The organism is Brachybacterium sp. AOP24-D1-21, from assembly GCF_052378665.1.
In the GTDB taxonomy this organism is placed as follows: Bacteria; Actinomycetota; Actinomycetes; order Actinomycetales; family Dermabacteraceae; genus Brachybacterium.
Window position 1 is genome coordinate 397,651 of sequence record NZ_JBQSXX010000002.1, and the last position, 16,447, is coordinate 414,097.

Consider the following 16,447-nt stretch of genomic DNA (forward strand, 5'->3'; position numbering starts at 1 on the left):
GGCTCGACGCGACCCGACCAGACCCGACCAGACCCGACCCGACCCGACCAGACCCGACCAGACCTGCACGCCGGAGTTCGCTCCGCACCATCTGCCGAGGAGGCCGATATGACTGTCCACCGCACCACACTCCATCGCACCCGCCGCGCCTCGCGAACTGGTGCCCAGATGCCGGAACAGGCGCCTCGGCGGTCTCTCCGCCAGCGGCTGATGGCGCGCCTCGGCTCCGACCGGGGCGACGTCCCCGGGTGGGTGCTGATCACCTTGATGACCGCCGGGATCGTCGTCGCACTCTGGGCCGTCGCCTCAGACCAGATCGTGCAGATCTTCGAGAATGCGATGGCGCCGTTCCTCGGCGGCAGCCTCTGATCCGACCAGCACTTCGAGAGTCATCCTCATGAGGAGCATCAGAGAGGGTCCCCGAGCATCGGGAGCGGAGTACACAGCACGCCGCCGACCGAAGCACCGCCCGGGTGGCCTGCGCCACCTCGAGCGCAAGCTGCGAGCAGACGATGGGGCCGCAGTGGCGGAGTTCCCCATGGTCGCCGTGCTGATCGTGGTGATCGGGCTGTTGATCATCCAGGCGGCGCTGATCGTCCACACCCGGAACACTCTGGTCGATGCTGCAGTCCAGGGCGCTCACCACGCAGCCCTGGTGGGTTCGACGCCGCAGGACGGGGCCGACCGTGCTGAACGGCTGATCGCAGAGCGCTTCGGCGACGGGCTCGATGCCGCGGCGACCGCGAGCCAGGAACCCGACGGAACCATCCACGTCCACGTCTCGGCAACTCTGCCACTGGTCGGGCTGTTCGGTCCCGGAGGGATGCTGTCCGTCGAAGGACGGGCCCTGGATGAGGACTCGATATGACGATCCCGCGCCGAGCTCCGGGCCGAGCTCCGCGCCGAGCTCCGGGCCGAGCTCCGATCCGCGATGCGCTCGGCCAGGAGGAAGGCAATGCACTGGTGGAATTCGTCGTGCTCTCGGCAGCTCTGCTGATCCCGACCCTCTATCTCGTGCTCACCCTCGGCAATGTCCAAGCCGCTGTCTTCGCGGCGGACACGATCTCCCGTGACGTGGCACGGATCCACGCGACCGACACCGATCCCGAGCGAGCAGCCCAGCGCGCCGCCCGCCATACCGAGATGATCCTCGAGGATCATGGCCTGCCCGCGACGGAGGTGGCGACGATCAGCTGCAGCGAGGATCCCTGCGCCTCCCCGGGAGGAACGGTGAGCGTGCGAGTGCGTATCCCGGTCCCGGTCCCCGGGCTCGGTCCGATCCTCGGCGAGACCGGGCCGGTCGCCGTCGGGGCCTCGCATGCGGTGCCGGTCGATCAGCACCGGGCAGGCAGCTGATGCGCCATCAGTTCGACGTCCTCCGGGATCGCCTGCGGGATGCCCGCGGATCGATGACGATCCTGACGACCGGAGTGCTGGTCGTGGTGCTCATGGTGATCGCCGTCGGCACCGCGATCACCGGCGTGCAGCTCGAGCGCAACGGGCTCCAGCACGCTGCAGACAGCGCAGCGCTCGCCGCAGCCCAGGCCGTCGACCCCGCACGCCTCTACGTCGCCGGTGACGGGGCCGCGATCCATCGCAGCACCGCGCGCGCCGCCGCCGAGGCGCACCTGCGCGACTACCCGCACGAGACCGCCAGCACCGAGAGCATCCAGCTTGCGGAGGTCTCCGTGGACGCAGATGGCACCGTCCACGTGGTCATCTCCGCCCGCACCCACCCGCCCCTGGCAGGATGGTTCACGCGAGGGACCGGCACCGCCATCCCACTGACCGTCGAAGGAGAGGCTCGCGCCCGATGACCACCACCCGCACCGTGCTGCTCGCCCCGGACAAGTTCAAGGGCACTCTCAGCGCCGCTCAGGTGGTGGTCGCGCTGCGCCGCGGCATCACCGAGACAGCCCCGCAGCTCCGCGTGCTCTCCTGCCCCATCGCCGACGGCGGCGACGGCACCGTCGATGCCGCGCTCGCCGCCGGAGCCACCGAGCACACCACCTCCATCACCGGCCCCACGAGACGGCCCCGCATCACCCGCTGGGCCCTCCAGGACGACGTCGCGGTGCTCGAGCTCGCCGAGACCGTCGGCCTGCAGGCGCTCCCTGACGGTGAGCTCGCACCGCACACCGCCTCCACCCGAGGCCTCGGCGAGCTGATCCGTGCCGCGATCACCGCAGGCGCCCGCACCATCCTGGTCGGCCTGGGCGGAAGCTCCTCCACCGACGGCGGTGCCGGTCTGCTGCAGGGCCTGGGTGCTCATCTCCTCCAGGCGGACGGCACCGACATCGGTGCCGGACTCGCCGGCGTGAGAACCCTCGCCTCTGCGGATCTCGCCCCGGCACTCGAAGCCCTCGAGGGCGTGACCCTCGTCGCCGCGAACGACGTCACCAACCCGCTGCTCGGTCCCGACGGAGCGGCTGCCGTCTACGGCCCCCAGAAAGGTCTCGACCCCGAGGACGTCGGCCGGGCGGACGCGACGCTCACCGCCGCAGCCCAGATCCTCGACCCGGCCCGTATCCACCGCGATCAGCCCGGGGCCGGAGCCGCCGGCGGGACCGGCTTCGCCCTGTTCCTGCTGGGCGCCGTCCAGCGCTCAGGAGCCGATGCCGTCTTCGAGCTGGTCGGCGTCGACGCACTGCTCGACCAGGCGGACGTGGTGGTCACCGGCGAGGGGAAGCTCGATGCCCAGACGCTGCACGGCAAGGGCCCGGCCGAGGTCGCCCGCCGTGCCCGGGAGCGCGGCCTCGACGTCGCCGCGGTGGCCGGCGCGATCACCCTCAGCCCGGAGCAGCTCCGCGACGCCGGAATCCTCGAGGCGTGGGATCTCACGTCGCGGGCCGGCTCGCTCCAGCGTGCTCTCGAGGACGGTGAAGAGCTGCTTGCCGAGGTGGGGCGCGACCTCGGCATCTGGCTGGCAGGGGCGGGGGAGCGAACCTCGTCGTCCCGCGACTGAGCGTCCCCAGGCGCCGGGCCGCCGCCATATAGCAAGCACCATCTGCCGCACATCGGGCAGCATGTCCAGCCCCCTGCCGTAGACTCCGACGTCGTGGCTTCCATCGACTTCTCCGTAGAGATCCCCCAGCTCCGCTCGACCCTGTCCTCCATCGAGCAGGTGACGGACATCGACGCGCTCGACGCGAAGATCGTCGACCTCGAGCAGCAGGCGTCCGCGCAGGACCTGTGGGACGACGTCGACAATGCCCAGAAGGTCAGCTCCGCGCTCTCGCACGCGCAGTCCGAGCGGCGCCGCATCAGCGAGCTCTCCTCCCGCATCGAGGACCTCGAGGTGATGGTGGAGCTCGCCGCTGAGGAGGACGACGCCGACACCCTCCACGAGGCGGAGAACGAGCTGGTCAGCATTCACAAGACCCTCGACGAGCTCGAGGTCCGCACGCTGCTCGCCGGCGAGTACGACGAGCGGGACGCGGTGGTCACCATCCGCGCCGGCGCCGGCGGTGTCGACGCCGCGGACTTCGCCGAGATGCTCATGCGCATGTACCTGCGCTGGGCAGAGCGCCACGGCCATGCCTCCAAGGTCATGGACACCTCCTACGCGGAGGAGGCCGGGCTGAAGTCGGTCACCTTCCAGATCTCCGCGCCCTACGCCTATGGCACCCTCTCGGTCGAGGGCGGCACCCACCGCCTGGTGCGCATCAGCCCCTTCGACAACCAGGGCCGCCGCCAGACCTCCTTCGCCGCGGTCGAGGTGATCCCGCTGATCGAGTCCACCGACGCGATCGAGATCCCTGAGAACGACCTCAAGGTCGACGTGTTCCGCTCCTCCGGCCCCGGCGGCCAGTCCGTGAACACCACGGACTCCGCTGTGCGCATGACCCACCTGCCCACCGGCACCGTGGTCTCCATGCAGGACGAGAAGTCGCAGATCCAGAACCGAGCTGCGGCGCTGCGCGTCATGCAGTCCCGCCTCCTGCTGCTCAAGAAGGCCGAGGAGGCCGCCGAGCGCAAGGAGCTCGCGGGCGATGTGAAGGCGAGCTGGGGCGACCAGATGCGCTCCTACGTGCTGAACCCGTATCAGATGGTCAAGGACCTTCGCACCGAATACCAGGAGGGCAACCCCTCCTCCGTGTTCGACGGCGAGATCGATGAGTTCATCGATGCCGGCATCCGCTGGCGTGCCGAGCAGAACAAGTCCCACAGCTGAGCGCCTGAGCGAACGGATGCCACGCGCTCCGGCGCCGGGACGATCGAGCGCCTGCGCCTGAGTGCTCCGGCACCGGGACGATTGAGCGCCTGAGTGCTCGGGCACAGGGGCGATCGAGTCCCTGAGCGATCAAGCACCGGAATGATCGAATGCCCGAGCGTGACCAGAGGCACCCACACTTGACCAGGTTTTGACCAGGATGCTGTCCGCACCTTCGTCGATTCCGGTCCCTGCGCCCCTACGCTGGAGGAGCACGACTTCCCCCAGATGTGACAGGCACCAGTGATCCGCTTCGACGACGTCACCAAGACGTACATGCGTGGACAGCACCCCGCCGTGGAGAATCTCGACATCGAATTCACCCGCGGGGAATTCGTGTTCCTCGTGGGAGCTTCCGGCTCCGGGAAATCCACTCTGATGCGCATGGTGCTCAAAGAGGTCGCACCGACCCGCGGCACGGTCTACGTGGCGGGCAAGGACCTCTCCCGCATCCCATCGTGGAAGGTCCCCTCGCTGCGCCGCGACATCGGCATGGTGTTCCAGGACTTCCGCCTGCTGCCCTCCAAGACGGCCTACCAGAACATCGAGTTCGCGCTCGCCGTGATCGGCACGCCCCGCAAGGTGGTGCGCCGCCTGGTGCCCGAGATGCTCGAGATGGTGGGCCTGGAGGACAAGGGCAGGCGACTGCCTCATGAGCTCTCCGGCGGTGAGCAGCAGCGCGTCGCGATCGCGCGGGCCTACGTCAACCGGCCCTCGATCCTGCTGGCCGACGAACCCACCGGCAACCTCGACCCCTCCACCGCCGAGGGGATCCTGGACCTCCTGGCCGAGATCAACGAGCGCGGCACCACAGTGGTGATGGCCACCCACGACCGGACAGCCGTGGACCGGATGCAGCGCCGAGTGGTCGAGATGGTCGGCGGCCAGGTAGTGCGTGACGAGGAAGGCGGAGGGTACGAGACCCCGGCGCCGGTGAGCGTCATCTCGGGGAATCTTCCCGACGACTCGTCCTACCGCGAGGAGCATCCGCTGGAGGACGCCGACCTGGTGGCCGACTGGGACGGGGCCCCGGAACAGACTCCTGCGACTCAGACCGTCGCGGAGAGTGACACCCCCGAGACGCAGACCCCTGCCGAGGACATCCTCGAGGAGGAGCTGATCGACGAGCGCGAAGCACTGCGGGCCCAGGACGAGGACCCCTTCGCCGAGGACGACGAGGAGGACCTCCGATGAGGGCGCGGTACATCCTCGGGGAGATCCTCACCGGTCTGTGGCGGAACATCGCCATGGTCATCTCCGTCGTGATCGTCACCGCGGTCTCGCTGACCTTCGTCGGCACCGGCGCGCTGATGCAGAAGCAGATCATGGACATGAAGTCGACCCTGGTCGAGCAGTCCCAGGTGACGATCTTCCTATGCTCCCCCCATTCCACTGCTGCCTCCTGTGCCGGCGGTGCGGCGACCGATGCCCAGATCGACTCCGTGCGCGAGGCGCTCGAGGGCGATGTGCTCTCCCCGTATGTCGCCTCCTATACCGAGCGCTCCCAGGACGAAGCCCTCGCGATCTACCAGGAGCAGTTCGCCGGGGAGAGCTTCGTCTCGAACTTCACCGCCGCGGACATGCCGGTCTCCTTCCACATCACCCTCGAGAACGCCGACGACTCCGCGGCCGTGGTCGAGTTCTTCCAAGGCCGGGACGGGGTGGACGAGGTCACGGATCTGCTCGGGGCCTTCGCGCCCTTCATCGACGTGCTGAACCAGTCCACGATGTTCGCCCTTGGCCTCGCCGTGCTGATGCTGATCGCGGCCCTGCTGCTGGTCGCGACCACGATCCGGATGTCCGTCGCGGGCCGCCGTCGAGAGATCGCGATCATGCGCCTGGTCGGTGCCTCGAACCTCTTCATCCGCCTCCCATTCCTGCTCGAAGGCGCGGTCGCGGCGATCATCGGTGGCGTCATCGCCTCCGGCATGCTCTGGTTGGGATTGCACTACATCGTCCAGGGCTGGCTCGCACCCACCCTCGGCGAGCAGCTCATCACCGTCGGCCCCGCCGATCTGGTCTGGGCCGCGCCTCTCCTGATCGTGCTGGGAGCCGCGCTCTCGATCGCCTCCTCGGTGGTCTCCCTCAATCGCTATCTGAAGGTGTGAGCATGTCCCAGAGCATCCTGCGCCGCCCCCTCTGCATGCTCGCCGCAGCCCTGATGGTGCTGCCGATGCTGATGATGCCGGTCTCCCCAGCCTCGGCCGAGGGCACCAAGGAAGACAAGATCGCCGAGCGCTCCGTGATCGATCAGAAGCTCGAGGACCTCCGGATCGAGCTGAACGATGTCAACACCGAGCTCGCCGAGACCTACCTCGCGCTCGCCGAGACCGAGCTGCTGATCCCGCAGGCGCAGGAAGACCTCGAGCTCGCCCAGGCCGAGCTCGAGGAAGCGCGCGAGGATGACCGCATCATCGGGGAACGCCTGACCACCGCGCAGAAGGAGGAGCAGCGCCTCTCGGGAGAGGTCGAGGAAGGGAAAGAGGAGGTGGAGCGCAGCGGCGGCGAGCTCGCCACCGTGGCGCTGACCGCCTACAAGGGCGGCGGCATACCGAACCCCTCCACGATCTACCTCGGCAACCAGTCCCCGCAGGATGCCGTGGACCGGTCGATGAACTACCGGATCACCATGGCCTCCCAGGGCACCCGGCTCGACACCCTCCGCACGGATCAGGTGGTGACGGAGAACTCCGCCGAGCGCCTCACCGCTGTGCGCGAGGAGATCAAGCAGCTCAAGATCGACGCCGAGAAAGCCGTCGAACGGACCAAGACCGCCGAGGAAGTGGCGTCTCAGGCGAAGATCGATCTCGATGCGCTCTATGAGACGCAGAAGACCCAGCGGGACACCCTCGAGGAGCAGAAGACGAAGTATGAGGGTGACACCACCACCCTGGAGACCCGCAGCACCACCCTGGACGGGGAGATCGAGAAGCTCGCCCAGCAGGAGCGGGAGAAGGAGGAGCGGGCCCAGCGGGAGCGCGAGAAGCAGAGCAGCAGCGGTAGCGGCAGCAGCGGCGGGGGAGGCTCCTCGAGCAGCTCGGCGGACACCGGCGGCGGCTGGATCTATCCCGTCAACGCCCGGCTGAACTCGAACTTCGGCTGGCGCGTGCACCCGATCTACGGCACCCGGAAACTCCATGCCGGGGTCGACTTCCCGGCGGCCTGCGGAGTCCCGGTGGGAGCAACTCACTCCGGCCGCGTCATCGCCAGGACCTACAACAGCGGCGCCGGCAACAAGATCATCCTCAGCCATGGCATCCACAACGGGCGCCTGATCACCAGCTCCTACCACCATCTGCAGGGCTACGCCCAGCCGGTCGGTGCGCAGGTCTCTGCCGGGACCACCGTCGGCTATGTGGGCAACAGCGGCTCCTCGACCGGCTGCCACCTCCACTTCGAGATCCACGAGGACGGGAACGCCGTCAACCCCGGCAAGTACCTCTGAGCCCCGGCGCCCGCTCACGGGCTCACGGGCTCACGGGCTCACGGGAGGGCCACGGACGGTGTCAGCGGTGTCCGCTGCCTGCGAAAAGCGTTCGCGACCGGCGATGACCACCGCGTAAGCTGGGGTGTCCGGTCGCCAGGGGTGGCCGGAGCACGCACAGACCACGACGAATGGCAGGAGGGACCCCCCGATGGCGGCGAAGAAGGCTGCGGCGAAGAAGGCCGCTGCGGAGGAAGGCCCCCCGAAGAAGCGCATCGCCTCGAACAAGCGGGCCACCCACGACTACTACATCGACCAGACCTGGGAAGCAGGCATCGTCCTGACCGGTACCGAGGTGAAGTCGCTGCGCGATCGTGGAGCATCCCTGATCGATGGCTACTGCTACATCGAGGGCGGTGAGGTGTGGATGGACAACGCCCACATCGCTCCCTACGTCAAGGGCACCTGGACCAACCATGCCGCCCGCCGCAAGCGCAAGCTCCTGCTCCACAAGCAGGAGATCGAGAAGCTCGCCAGCAAGTCACGGGAGAAGGGCTTCACCATCGTTCCGATGGAGATGTACTTCCTGGGCTCGCATGCGAAGGTCGTGATCGGCCTGGGCCGCGGCAAGAAGGAATGGGACAAGCGCCAGACCCTGCGGGAGAAGCAGGATCTGCGCGAGGCACAGCGCGCCATGCGCCAGCGCGAGATCGCCTGAACCGAGCAGCCGCAGAGCCGCAACCAGACTCGAGCGGTGCGGGCCGGCGGTGCTGTCAGCTCGGCTGGGCGGTCAGCCCTCCAGATCCTGTCAGCTGTCCAAGTCCCGTCGCTCCAGCCGGGCGACCGTCTGCCTGCTCGAGCTGATGACACCCTCGTCAGCGACTCCCAGGTGCTCGCGCATGTACAGCGCTCGCCGTGCATCCTCCAGGGCGAGGTCCCACGTCCGTGCGGCGGCCTGGGTGCGTCCGGCGCCATGCTCCGCCAGCGCGTGCTCGAACCGGCACTTCGCACGATGCTGGAAGACGGCGGCCAGCACCGACAGGGATGACGGTGACGTGGGATCCTCGAGCCCGGTCTCCTCCGCGGCCAGATCCAGCTGTTCCTCGGCGGCGAGGAACGCCCCCTGCCACTGCAGCACATGGGCGTAGCGCGCCCGGCGCACGGCCCGCATCACCGGTGAGAGACCGCTGTCCTCGAGGGCTGCGCGGCCGGCGATCGCGGCCTCGTCAAGCCGTCCGAGCATCCTCAGATAGGCGACGGTACGAGGATCCCGCGGATGGACCGCACACCACTCGGCCAGCGTCGCCGGATCGGAGACCACCTCCCGCAGGCTGTCGTCATCGATCCGGACCTGGACGTCTGCTGCCTCGAAACCGCTCACCGCCCCATCATCGCGGCCGGGACCGTACGGGGTCCAGGCCGACGGGCTTCGCCGTGAGCTGAGGGATATTCGCTTCAGAACCACGGCCGGGCGCGGTAGAGTGGGACCACGACGCACGGGGAGACCCGTCGTCAGTGGGTGTTTGACAACAGAAGAGTGAGTGCAAGGACGGCCCTGAGGGGCCGTCGATATCTGTGCTGCATACCCACGCTGGGGGCCGATCGGTTTCGACGGTAGTTGTCCAGCAAGGGGAAGCGGGCCGAGAAGCCAGAGTCATCTCGTAAACGTTCTCTGGAAACCAATAAGTGCCGAACCTAAGCGCACTGACTTCGCTCTCGCTGCCTGATCAGCGTTAGCAGTCTGGAACCCCGGGCGTGCTTCTGACCCGGATCGTTCCATCATCTAAGAAGCCACTGCTGCCGACCCTCGTCATCGGGGAAGGATGAACACCTCAGAGTGACTGAGTCTGTCGACGTCGTGTCCGTGCGAACGTCGGGACTGAGAAAACGTCAATACGGACTGCGCCCGGAGAAGCCCTGGCTCCGCACTATCGGACGCGGGTTCGATTCCCGCCGGCTCCACCATTGCACTCACTACGAAAGGCCCCCTCACCTGCGCGAGAGCGCGGGGGAGGGGGCCTTTTTCTGTTGCCGTCCGAGCGGACCGCGGGCCGACGACCGGGGCATGCTGTCGGCCCCCGGGGGCGCGGTCTGCGCACCGGAGCGCCGCCGGCCATGGTGTGCGCCACCGGCCATGCTGCTCGCCACCGGCCATGGTGCGCGCCACCAGCGATGGTGCGCACCGTCGGCCCTGCCAGCGCGCACCATCTGCTCAGCCGCTGTACGTCAGGCCGTGTCCGAGCTCGTAGCGGTTGCCGTCGGCATCGACGTACACATACGGACGCCCGTCCATGTGCTGCTCCTTGGCGAAACCCGGGACGTCATTCGGTGAGGCGCAATGACCGTTCTCGTCGACCGCGATCGCGGCGGCGTCGATCGGGAAGGTGATCGGCAGCTTCCCGGTGGGGGAGAACCCGCCGAGGATCGCCTCGACCATGATCCCGTAGTCGGTCTCGAAGCCCATCAGCAGGCCGTCGGCGAGCGGCTCGATGCCGTCGAGCAGCCAGGGGAACAGGGTGTTCAGGCCCACCACCATCGTGTCCACGTGCTTGCGGATGTCACGGACCTTCTCGATGTCCACATGCGAGTGGTCATCGATGCCGAGGTCGCCGATCCCCACGAACTCGAAGTACGAGCCGATGAACGGGCGCAGCAGCAGGATCGCCACGTCCGCGTCGTGGTAGTCGGTGGTGAAGGAGATCCCGGGATGCGCGGCGGCGAGGCGGCGGCGCAGCGCGTCGAGCTCCTTGACGGTCAGGCGGGTCGCGAACAGCTCCACATACACTCGCTTGCCGGCCAGGGTCTCCTCGGTCAGCGGCAGCGCCCCGTCATGGTTCTTGGCGAGCACCACGGACCTGCGGTGCGCGTCCTCGGCCGCGGCGCGGGCCTCGGCATTCTGCACCACCCGATCCGCTTCCTCGGGGTCCACGTACGGGTTCTCGAACAGGCCCAGGGCGAACAGCTCCTCGAGCAGCAGGGCCGCGGCCTCGTCGAGCCGTTCCGAGGTGAACAGCCCCTTGACGTATGCCCCGCGCACGGCGGCGACATCATTGGTGTCGGCGAACATATCGGTGCCGGCCATGACGGCGGCGCCCACCCGTTCCGCAGTGGTGAGCTCCTCGACGCCCCAGGCCATCTTCGAGAGCACGCCCGAATCGGAGTTGATGTAGCCGCGATGACCCATCTCGCGCAGCAGGTTCAGGATCTCGTGGTTGAACGCGAAGCCGACCTGCTCGAACTCCGTGACCCGTCCCTGCGGGGTCGAGGACTTCTCCTCCGACGGGATCGCGTAGTACGGCATGATCGAGGAGGTCCCGGCGTCGAGCGCCGCCTGGAACGGCGGCAGGTGGTATTCCTCGAGCGACCCGGGCGTGGGGTAGATGTTGAACCGGCCCTCCGCATAGTGCGGATCGGTACCGTTCTCGCGAGAGCCGCCGCCGGGGAAGTGCTTGGTGGTCAGCGCCACCCCATTGGCCGAGAGCCCGTCCTTGCCCTGGAATCCACGCACCAGCGCCCCGATCGCCTGGCCGACGAACTCGGGGTCCTCGCCGAGGGTGCCCTGGCCGCGGAACCAGCGCGGGTCGGTGAACACATCGGCCATGTACATATAGCCCTTGCGCAGGCCTGAGGCGCGCCACTCGGCGCGGGAATGCTCCGCGAAGGACTCGATCACCTCGAGCGAGCCGGTCGCTGCCAGGCCCAGGGTGCCCGGCCACTCCGTGAACGGCTGGTCCTCGGGAGTGCCGCCCATCTTGAAGGCGCCGGCCTCGTTCTTCGAGTTCGCAGCGACGATCACCGGGATGCCCCAGCGGGACTCCTCCGCCACCTCGTTCATGGTGTTGATCCAGGTCGCGATGCGGGATCCGGTGGGCTCCTCGCGCATGATGAAGTGACGGATGTTCAGCTCCGCGATCATCTGCGTGGTCCCCTCGAAGGGGATGCCGGCGCTGGTGTGAGGGTCGACTTTGATCGGCAGGTACTGCTCATCGAGCACGCCGTCGTGGCTGGTGAAGTCCTTGTTGTGCTGAGAGATGCCCATCGGCCGGGAAGTGATGACCATCAGGCCGAGCTTCTCGTCCGGGGACATCCGCGCCGCGAGGTCCTTGGCGCGCTCAGCGGGGCTCAGCCGCCAGTCCTCGAAGGGGGTGAGTGCGCCGTCGCCGTCGAGGTCGCGGAACTGCAGCCCGTCGACCTCGATGATCTGCTTGACCCTGCTCGAGAGTGGAACCTGCTCGGTCATCGCTGTCCTCCTGTGGTGATGAGTGATTCGAAGCCCAGCGAGACCAGGTGTCGCCGGCTCATCGCCAGTGACTCCCAGATATCGCGCCCGTAGGTCTGGTCCTGCTCGATGAGCAGATGCTGTGCGCCGGAGGCGATGGCCTGCTCGATGACCGGTGTCCAGTCCAGGGTGCCCTCACCGACCTCGGCGTACTGCACGATGTCCCCGAGCCAGAAGCGGGAGAAGGTCTCGGCGTCTCCGGACTCTCGGGCATCGAGGATCTCCGCCGACGGCATCGCGATGCGGTAGTCCTTGAGATGCACCAGATCCAGCACCCCGGCGAAAGCCCGCAAGGTGCGCTCGGGATCCTGCCCACCGCGCTGGACCCAGTGACAGTCGATCTCGAAGCGCAGATGGGGAGCGCGCTGGCGCAGCCGGTCCAGGAGGGTGATGCCCTCACGCTTCGCGAACTCGATGTGGTGGTTGTGGTAGCTGAGGCTGATCCCGTGCTCGGCGAGGCGCTGGGCATAGCCGTCGACCTCGGCGGCGAAGTCATCGAACGCCTCCGGCGAGCGCAGCGCCGTCATCGGCATCATGCCGATCCGGATCATCGTGGTGCGCAGGCGCCGGGCATGCTCGACATGGAGGTCGAAATCCTCTGCGAGGCTGAGCTCGTCGCTGCCCGACGGGACCGTGGTCTTGGCGGAGATCGCGGCGACCTCGATGCCCAGGCGCGCCCGCGCGGCTTCCATGCCGGCGACGTTCTCCTCGGTCATCGGGATCTGGGAGACCTCCACCACCTCGAAGCCGGTCTCCTTCACACGCTCCAGGACCGGGCCGATGCCCTGGTCACGGACGTGGTCCTTGAGCATCATCAGCTGGATTCCGATTCGGGCCACGAGGGGACCTCCGGGTCGTTGCAGGGATGTGGCGGTCGATGGCGGATGCCGAACGGCCGCAGGAGGCCCACGGTAGCCATCGAACCGTTCGACCTGCAGCAGTTGTCTGGGATTGCCCCGGAGGCAGGCGCGCCCCGCCGGAGAGGTCGAGATCGTTGCCGACGATGCCTGGCCACCGTACGGTGGCCGGATGACCAGCCTGCCGCGTACGGCTCCCTTCCTGCCACCAGCCGACCTGCCCGTGGATCTGCGGCGCGTCGAGCTGCTGTGCGCGCGGCTGCGCCCCGAAGAGGGGTTCCAGCTCGAGCGGATCGACTGGACGATCGGGCGTGCCCCGCGGGGCGAGGGCTGGGACAACGCGCTGTGGCCGGTGGGTCAGCTGGAGGGTCGTCCGCTGGTGCTGAGAGTCGCACGGCGGGAGTCCGCTCGGGCGCTGCTGGGCCGCGAGGTGACGGTGCTGCGACGCCTGCGCGGGCTCGGGATCCCGCTGCCGATGGGGCTGCCGATCATCCTGGCCACTGCCGACGATGCCGTGCTGGCGCTGTGGATCGACGGCAGCACCGCGGATGAGGCGCCCCAGATGATCCGCGAACTGGTCGCACAGGACCTCGCTCGGATGCTCGCCACGATCCATTCCGGGCCCGCGCCGGAGGTCGGTCGGAACCCGGCGCGAGGCGTCCCGCTCGCGGAACGGATCACGGCGTTCGCCGCTGATCTCGACCGTGCAGACCTGCCGGACGCCGTGCGTGAGCGGGCAGAGGTTCGGTGGAGCACCGGACTGGCCGCAGCTCCCTGGGAAGGCCGGGAGCTGCTGCTGCACGGGGACCCGCACCCCGGGAACGTCGTCGTCCCCCTGCCTGGAACAGGAGGACGGGCCTCACTGATCGACTGGGGCGATACCACCCGCGGTGATCCGGCGAGCGACCTGGGAGGCCTGCTGCTGCACGTGCCGTCGACCACGGTGCTGGAGGATTACCGCGAGACGGCCGCCTGGACCGGGATCGACGATGATGCGATCTGGGATGCGCTGGTGTCCAGGGCGTGGGCGTGGGGGACCCGGATGGCTCTCGCACTGGTCAGCGCCTATCCGCCGACGCACAGCCTGGGCGCCGCCGGGCACAGTTTGCTATCACGCTGAGGCCGGGCGCCGTCAGCTTCCCGAATATTTCTGGCCCGCGTTCGGCGCACCTCACCGCCACACGTCGTCCTCCGCGGTCGCATGGATCAGCTCCTCGAGTCGCTCCTTGAGGTCCTCCAGGTCATAGCACCCGAGCAGGTCCAGGACCTCCTCGAAGACTTCGAGCTCCTCCTGGATCGGTGTCACCAGGGAGGGATCCACCGGCAAGGTGCAGTTCATCAGCTCCGACCCGAGCACTCGCAGTTCATCGACGCACCTCCAGCGCTGTCTGCACTCCATCATCAGCTCGAAGAAGGACCTGGGCGCAGCGGCGGGGATCATCGGCACGCCGAAGGTGGTCGTGATATCCGCAGTGGTCAGCACCCGGTGTGCAGGCAGATCGAAGAGGACCAGCCCGTGCTCGTGGGCGAGGCGCGCCACTGTGGCGACAGCCGCCGGCTGCGGACCATCGAACTCGACGGTGAGGACCTCACCCCAGAGCGTCCCGTACTCCCCGGGCACCTCCCAGGGGCTCTCCCGGCCGGCCGACGACGCCCTGAGACTCTTCACCGCCGCCCGACAGAAATCCAAGACCTCGGGGTCCTGGCTCGGAAGGGTGCCATGGCGGTACCAGGAGATGCCATGGCTGATCATCTTGGAGGAATACTCGTGGCACGCGGAGGCAGAGTCTGCCGGGGAGGGACCGGGCCAGAGAACGAGTGTGCGGATCATCGCGCGTCGCTTCCGCAGCGCGATCGGTGTGGTGCCCGCCCCTGGCAGAAGGGCCCGTGCGGGGGAGGGGCTGTGCTCGTGGCGCTCATGGGCGGAGCATGCCTCTTACGATGCGAGCGCCGTCCTGTCCATGCACATCCTGCTGGTCAACGGCCTGGAGAACGTTTCCTCCACAACGCTGTGCCCCGAGCTGTGCCCCGACTGAATCGTGGGGGTGGGAGCCACGACTGAATCGTGGGGGTGGGACGTCGTGGTTCTCCTGGCCGCGGATCGCGGCCGCATCTTGTGAGGGAGTCGGCCCCGAATCAGGGAGTCTGCAGAGGGGCCACCGGGTGCGTGACGCCGTCGACGATCAACTGGCCGGTGAGGTTCGGTGCGCTGTCAGGCCCGAACAGATCGAGGCTGTGGCCGCTCTGAAGCAGCACCGTAGACGGGATGGTCAGCCTTGGGACTGCTGGGATCCCTGCGAGCGTCCCTGACTCGATCCTGCAACCTGCTGTGCTGATGTTGAGGACGGTGAACGGCGTGGGATCAGGGAGCCCGTCCTCGTCTCCGCTTGAGGAGGACCGGGGACGGGCCGTCACCGCCAGCTGCTCCGGAGCGCAGGGCGGTGCGATGTCCAGGTCCTCACGCCAGTTCTCATCGGTCCCCAGGAGCACCCCGTATCCCGCGTGCTGCCAGGGCGAGGCTGTCATCTCATCGCCGTCGCGCACCCGGAGGGTCAGGTCACTCGGATCTGCGAGCGCTACCCAGTTGCCACCGAGCATGAGGGTGAGGGCGTCACCGTCGGGGCTGATCTGATGAGGACGGAACGAGAGGAAGGTGGCGGCAGATTCCCAGGCAGCGAGGTCGAGGGGTGCCCCAGCCTGGGTCAGGAAGGGGACGACGGGCTCGCCCTGACGGTCGACTCTCAGTCCGGAGAGCGTCGGCACGGTGCAGGAGCTCGGTGAGACGTTCTGGATCCGCAGGATGACGCTGTCCTCAGGGCCGGCGCCGCTGGCGGAGTCGAGCACCGCGTCCAGGGCCTCCGGTCCGCAGTCGCCCGTCGTCGGCGGCCGATCGGTCGGCACGAGCCCGCTGGCCGGAAAACCGCGCTGGATGGGGTCGCTGCTCGAGCCGTGAGAAGTGTTGTCGGCGGAGCGGAACGCTGTGCCCGTTCGCAGCTCCGGCCGCTCCAGGGTGGCGGCGGGGTCGTCCGGAGAGCTCTCGGACGGAGGCTGTTCGGGGGTCTCCTGCGGGCACTGGACCTCCTGCCAGGCGATCCGGGCTTCCTGCTGATCGATCTGCAGGAATACGCAGTGCGCGGACCATGACCGGTCCGCGTCGTCTTGGGCCGGGGAGGATGACGACCAGACGATCGCTCCGAGCGCCGGTTCCTCGGGCCCCTCCGAGTCCTCGGGAGAGAACAGCGCATAGTCGGCATCTGGCCACGCGGGATGGGCGAGGGCAACCGGACGGATCGAGCCCAGCTTGGCGGCGAGATGTGCGGGGGAGCGCACGCCCATCGCCCCCAGGAGCTCTCCGAGCACCGGGACCATGCGGTCCATCGTGGCGCTGAACTGCGTGGTCGAGGTGATGGGAGATGCGTCATGGGAAGCTCGTCTCGCCCCGAAGACGACGCTCGCAACCACGACCGCCACGACCAGCAGCACGAGCAGGAGTGCGCGCGCGAGGCCACGGGCGGAGCGACGTCCACGGATGATCGACATGCGCTGTGTCTACCTTGCGCGGAGCCCTGCCGGGGCCAAGTCCTCGGCACATCCGCCACCTGCGCGCAGGATCACCACTCTTGAGCGGTCCACGAGATATCGGTCGGCGCCCGGTCGAGGGAAATCACCGGGAC

General features: G+C 68.2%; 16 protein-coding genes and 1 other RNA gene. 12 read left to right on the plus strand and 5 right to left on the minus strand.

The genetic code is table 11. The features are described from left to right. The first annotated feature begins 108 nt into the window (after positions 1-108). The 10 genes from ACT3UF_RS16465 (at position 109) to smpB (ending at position 8,355) form a co-directional block, all read left to right on the plus strand. On the plus strand, positions 109-369 hold the full coding sequence (locus ACT3UF_RS16465; RefSeq protein WP_441443256.1) for a hypothetical protein: 261 nt from the start codon (positions 109-111) through the stop codon (positions 367-369). A gap of 28 nt (positions 370-397) precedes the next feature. Further along, complete coding sequence (locus tag ACT3UF_RS16470) at positions 398-868, plus strand: TadE/TadG family type IV pilus assembly protein (RefSeq protein WP_441443255.1); 471 nt, start codon at positions 398-400, stop codon at positions 866-868. Then, on the plus strand, positions 865-1,356 hold the full coding sequence (locus ACT3UF_RS16475) for a hypothetical protein (protein WP_444591992.1): 492 nt from the start codon (positions 865-867) through the stop codon (positions 1,354-1,356). Before ACT3UF_RS16470 ends, ACT3UF_RS16475 begins: the two co-directional genes overlap by 4 nt. Before the next feature lie 53 nt (positions 1,357-1,409). Next, entirely contained in the window at positions 1,410-1,817 is a 408-nt protein-coding gene (locus ACT3UF_RS16480) for a pilus assembly protein TadG-related protein (RefSeq protein WP_441443253.1), read from the plus strand. Beyond that, on the plus strand, positions 1,814-2,965 hold the full coding sequence (locus ACT3UF_RS16485; protein ID WP_441443252.1) for a glycerate kinase: 1,152 nt from the start codon (positions 1,814-1,816) through the stop codon (positions 2,963-2,965). The genes ACT3UF_RS16480 and ACT3UF_RS16485 overlap by 4 nt, the downstream gene beginning before the upstream one ends. A gap of 93 nt (positions 2,966-3,058) precedes the next feature. Then, positions 3,059-4,174, plus strand: coding sequence for a peptide chain release factor 2 (prfB, locus tag ACT3UF_RS16490; RefSeq protein WP_441443251.1), 1,116 nt, complete (start codon positions 3,059-3,061; stop codon positions 4,172-4,174). 282 nt (positions 4,175-4,456) lie between these two features. Further along, positions 4,457-5,407, plus strand: coding sequence for a cell division ATP-binding protein FtsE (ftsE, locus tag ACT3UF_RS16495; RefSeq protein ID WP_441443250.1), 951 nt, complete (start codon positions 4,457-4,459; stop codon positions 5,405-5,407). After that, positions 5,404-6,321, plus strand: coding sequence for a permease-like cell division protein FtsX (ftsX, locus tag ACT3UF_RS16500; RefSeq protein WP_441443249.1), 918 nt, complete (start codon positions 5,404-5,406; stop codon positions 6,319-6,321). The genes ftsE and ftsX overlap by 4 nt, the downstream gene beginning before the upstream one ends. Before the next feature lie 2 nt (positions 6,322-6,323). Beyond that, on the plus strand, positions 6,324-7,658 hold the full coding sequence (locus tag ACT3UF_RS16505; RefSeq protein ID WP_441443248.1) for a peptidoglycan DD-metalloendopeptidase family protein: 1,335 nt from the start codon (positions 6,324-6,326) through the stop codon (positions 7,656-7,658). Between the two features lie 190 nt (positions 7,659-7,848). Then, positions 7,849-8,355 (plus strand): SsrA-binding protein SmpB, encoded by a 507-nt coding sequence (gene smpB / locus ACT3UF_RS16510; protein ID WP_299306216.1) that lies wholly within the window; start codon positions 7,849-7,851, stop codon positions 8,353-8,355. Between the two features lie 90 nt (positions 8,356-8,445). On the opposite strand, the gene ACT3UF_RS16515 is transcribed toward smpB, so the two are convergent. Then, positions 8,446-9,018 (minus strand): hypothetical protein, encoded by a 573-nt coding sequence (locus tag ACT3UF_RS16515; protein WP_441443247.1) that lies wholly within the window; start codon positions 9,016-9,018, stop codon positions 8,446-8,448. A gap of 213 nt (positions 9,019-9,231) precedes the next feature. Here ACT3UF_RS16515 and ssrA point away from each other — a divergent pair. Beyond that, positions 9,232-9,602, plus strand: a transfer-messenger RNA (tmRNA) gene (ssrA, locus tag ACT3UF_RS16520). Positions 9,603-9,849: 247 nt separating this feature from the next. On the opposite strand, the gene ACT3UF_RS16525 is transcribed toward ssrA, so the two are convergent. Together ACT3UF_RS16525 and ACT3UF_RS16530 are read right to left on the minus strand one after the other, a co-directional pair. Further along, positions 9,850-11,877, minus strand: a complete 2,028-nt coding sequence (locus tag ACT3UF_RS16525) for a glycoside hydrolase family 3 N-terminal domain-containing protein (protein WP_441443246.1) — start codon at positions 11,875-11,877, stop codon at positions 9,850-9,852. Further along, on the minus strand, positions 11,874-12,755 hold the full coding sequence (locus tag ACT3UF_RS16530) for a sugar phosphate isomerase/epimerase family protein (protein WP_441443245.1): 882 nt from the start codon (positions 12,753-12,755) through the stop codon (positions 11,874-11,876). Before ACT3UF_RS16530 ends, ACT3UF_RS16525 begins: the two co-directional genes overlap by 4 nt. Before the next feature lie 190 nt (positions 12,756-12,945). On the opposite strand from ACT3UF_RS16530, the gene ACT3UF_RS16535 reads away from it, so the two are divergent. Further along, on the plus strand, positions 12,946-13,893 hold the full coding sequence (locus ACT3UF_RS16535) for a phosphotransferase (RefSeq protein WP_441443244.1): 948 nt from the start codon (positions 12,946-12,948) through the stop codon (positions 13,891-13,893). A gap of 51 nt (positions 13,894-13,944) precedes the next feature. On the opposite strand, the gene ACT3UF_RS16540 is transcribed toward ACT3UF_RS16535, so the two are convergent. Continuing rightward, positions 13,945-14,442 (minus strand): hypothetical protein, encoded by a 498-nt coding sequence (locus ACT3UF_RS16540; protein WP_444608436.1) that lies wholly within the window; start codon positions 14,440-14,442, stop codon positions 13,945-13,947. A gap of 467 nt (positions 14,443-14,909) precedes the next feature. After that, positions 14,910-16,313 carry a hypothetical protein gene (locus ACT3UF_RS16545; protein ID WP_441443242.1) on the minus strand — a complete coding sequence of 468 codons (1,404 nt, stop codon included), beginning with the start codon at positions 16,311-16,313 and terminating at the stop codon, positions 14,910-14,912. Positions 16,314-16,447 lie beyond the last annotated feature (134 nt).

What these genes read in the sequence shown, in the direction of transcription:
- ACT3UF_RS16465 (WP_441443256.1), top strand. Translation starts at nt 109, where the DNA reads ATGACTGTCCACCGCACCACACTCCATCGCACCCGCCGCGCCTCGCGA.
- ACT3UF_RS16470 (WP_441443255.1), top strand. Translation starts at nt 398, where the DNA reads ATGAGGAGCATCAGAGAGGGTCCCCGAGCATCGGGAGCGGAGTACACA.
- ACT3UF_RS16475 (WP_444591992.1), top strand. Translation starts at nt 865, where the DNA reads ATGACGATCCCGCGCCGAGCTCCGGGCCGAGCTCCGCGCCGAGCTCCG.
- ACT3UF_RS16480 (WP_441443253.1), top strand. Translation starts at nt 1,410, where the DNA reads ATGACGATCCTGACGACCGGAGTGCTGGTCGTGGTGCTCATGGTGATC.
- ACT3UF_RS16485 (WP_441443252.1), top strand. Translation starts at nt 1,814, where the DNA reads ATGACCACCACCCGCACCGTGCTGCTCGCCCCGGACAAGTTCAAGGGC.
- ftsX (WP_441443249.1), top strand. Translation starts at nt 5,404, where the DNA reads ATGAGGGCGCGGTACATCCTCGGGGAGATCCTCACCGGTCTGTGGCGG.
- ACT3UF_RS16505 (WP_441443248.1), top strand. Translation starts at nt 6,324, where the DNA reads ATGTCCCAGAGCATCCTGCGCCGCCCCCTCTGCATGCTCGCCGCAGCC.
- smpB (WP_299306216.1), top strand. Translation starts at nt 7,849, where the DNA reads ATGGCGGCGAAGAAGGCTGCGGCGAAGAAGGCCGCTGCGGAGGAAGGC.
- ACT3UF_RS16525 (WP_441443246.1), bottom strand. Translation starts at nt 11,877, where the DNA reads ATGACCGAGCAGGTTCCACTCTCGAGCAGGGTCAAGCAGATCATCGAG.
- ACT3UF_RS16535 (WP_441443244.1), top strand. Translation starts at nt 12,946, where the DNA reads ATGACCAGCCTGCCGCGTACGGCTCCCTTCCTGCCACCAGCCGACCTG.
- ACT3UF_RS16545 (WP_441443242.1), bottom strand. Translation starts at nt 16,313, where the DNA reads ATGTCGATCATCCGTGGACGTCGCTCCGCCCGTGGCCTCGCGCGCGCA.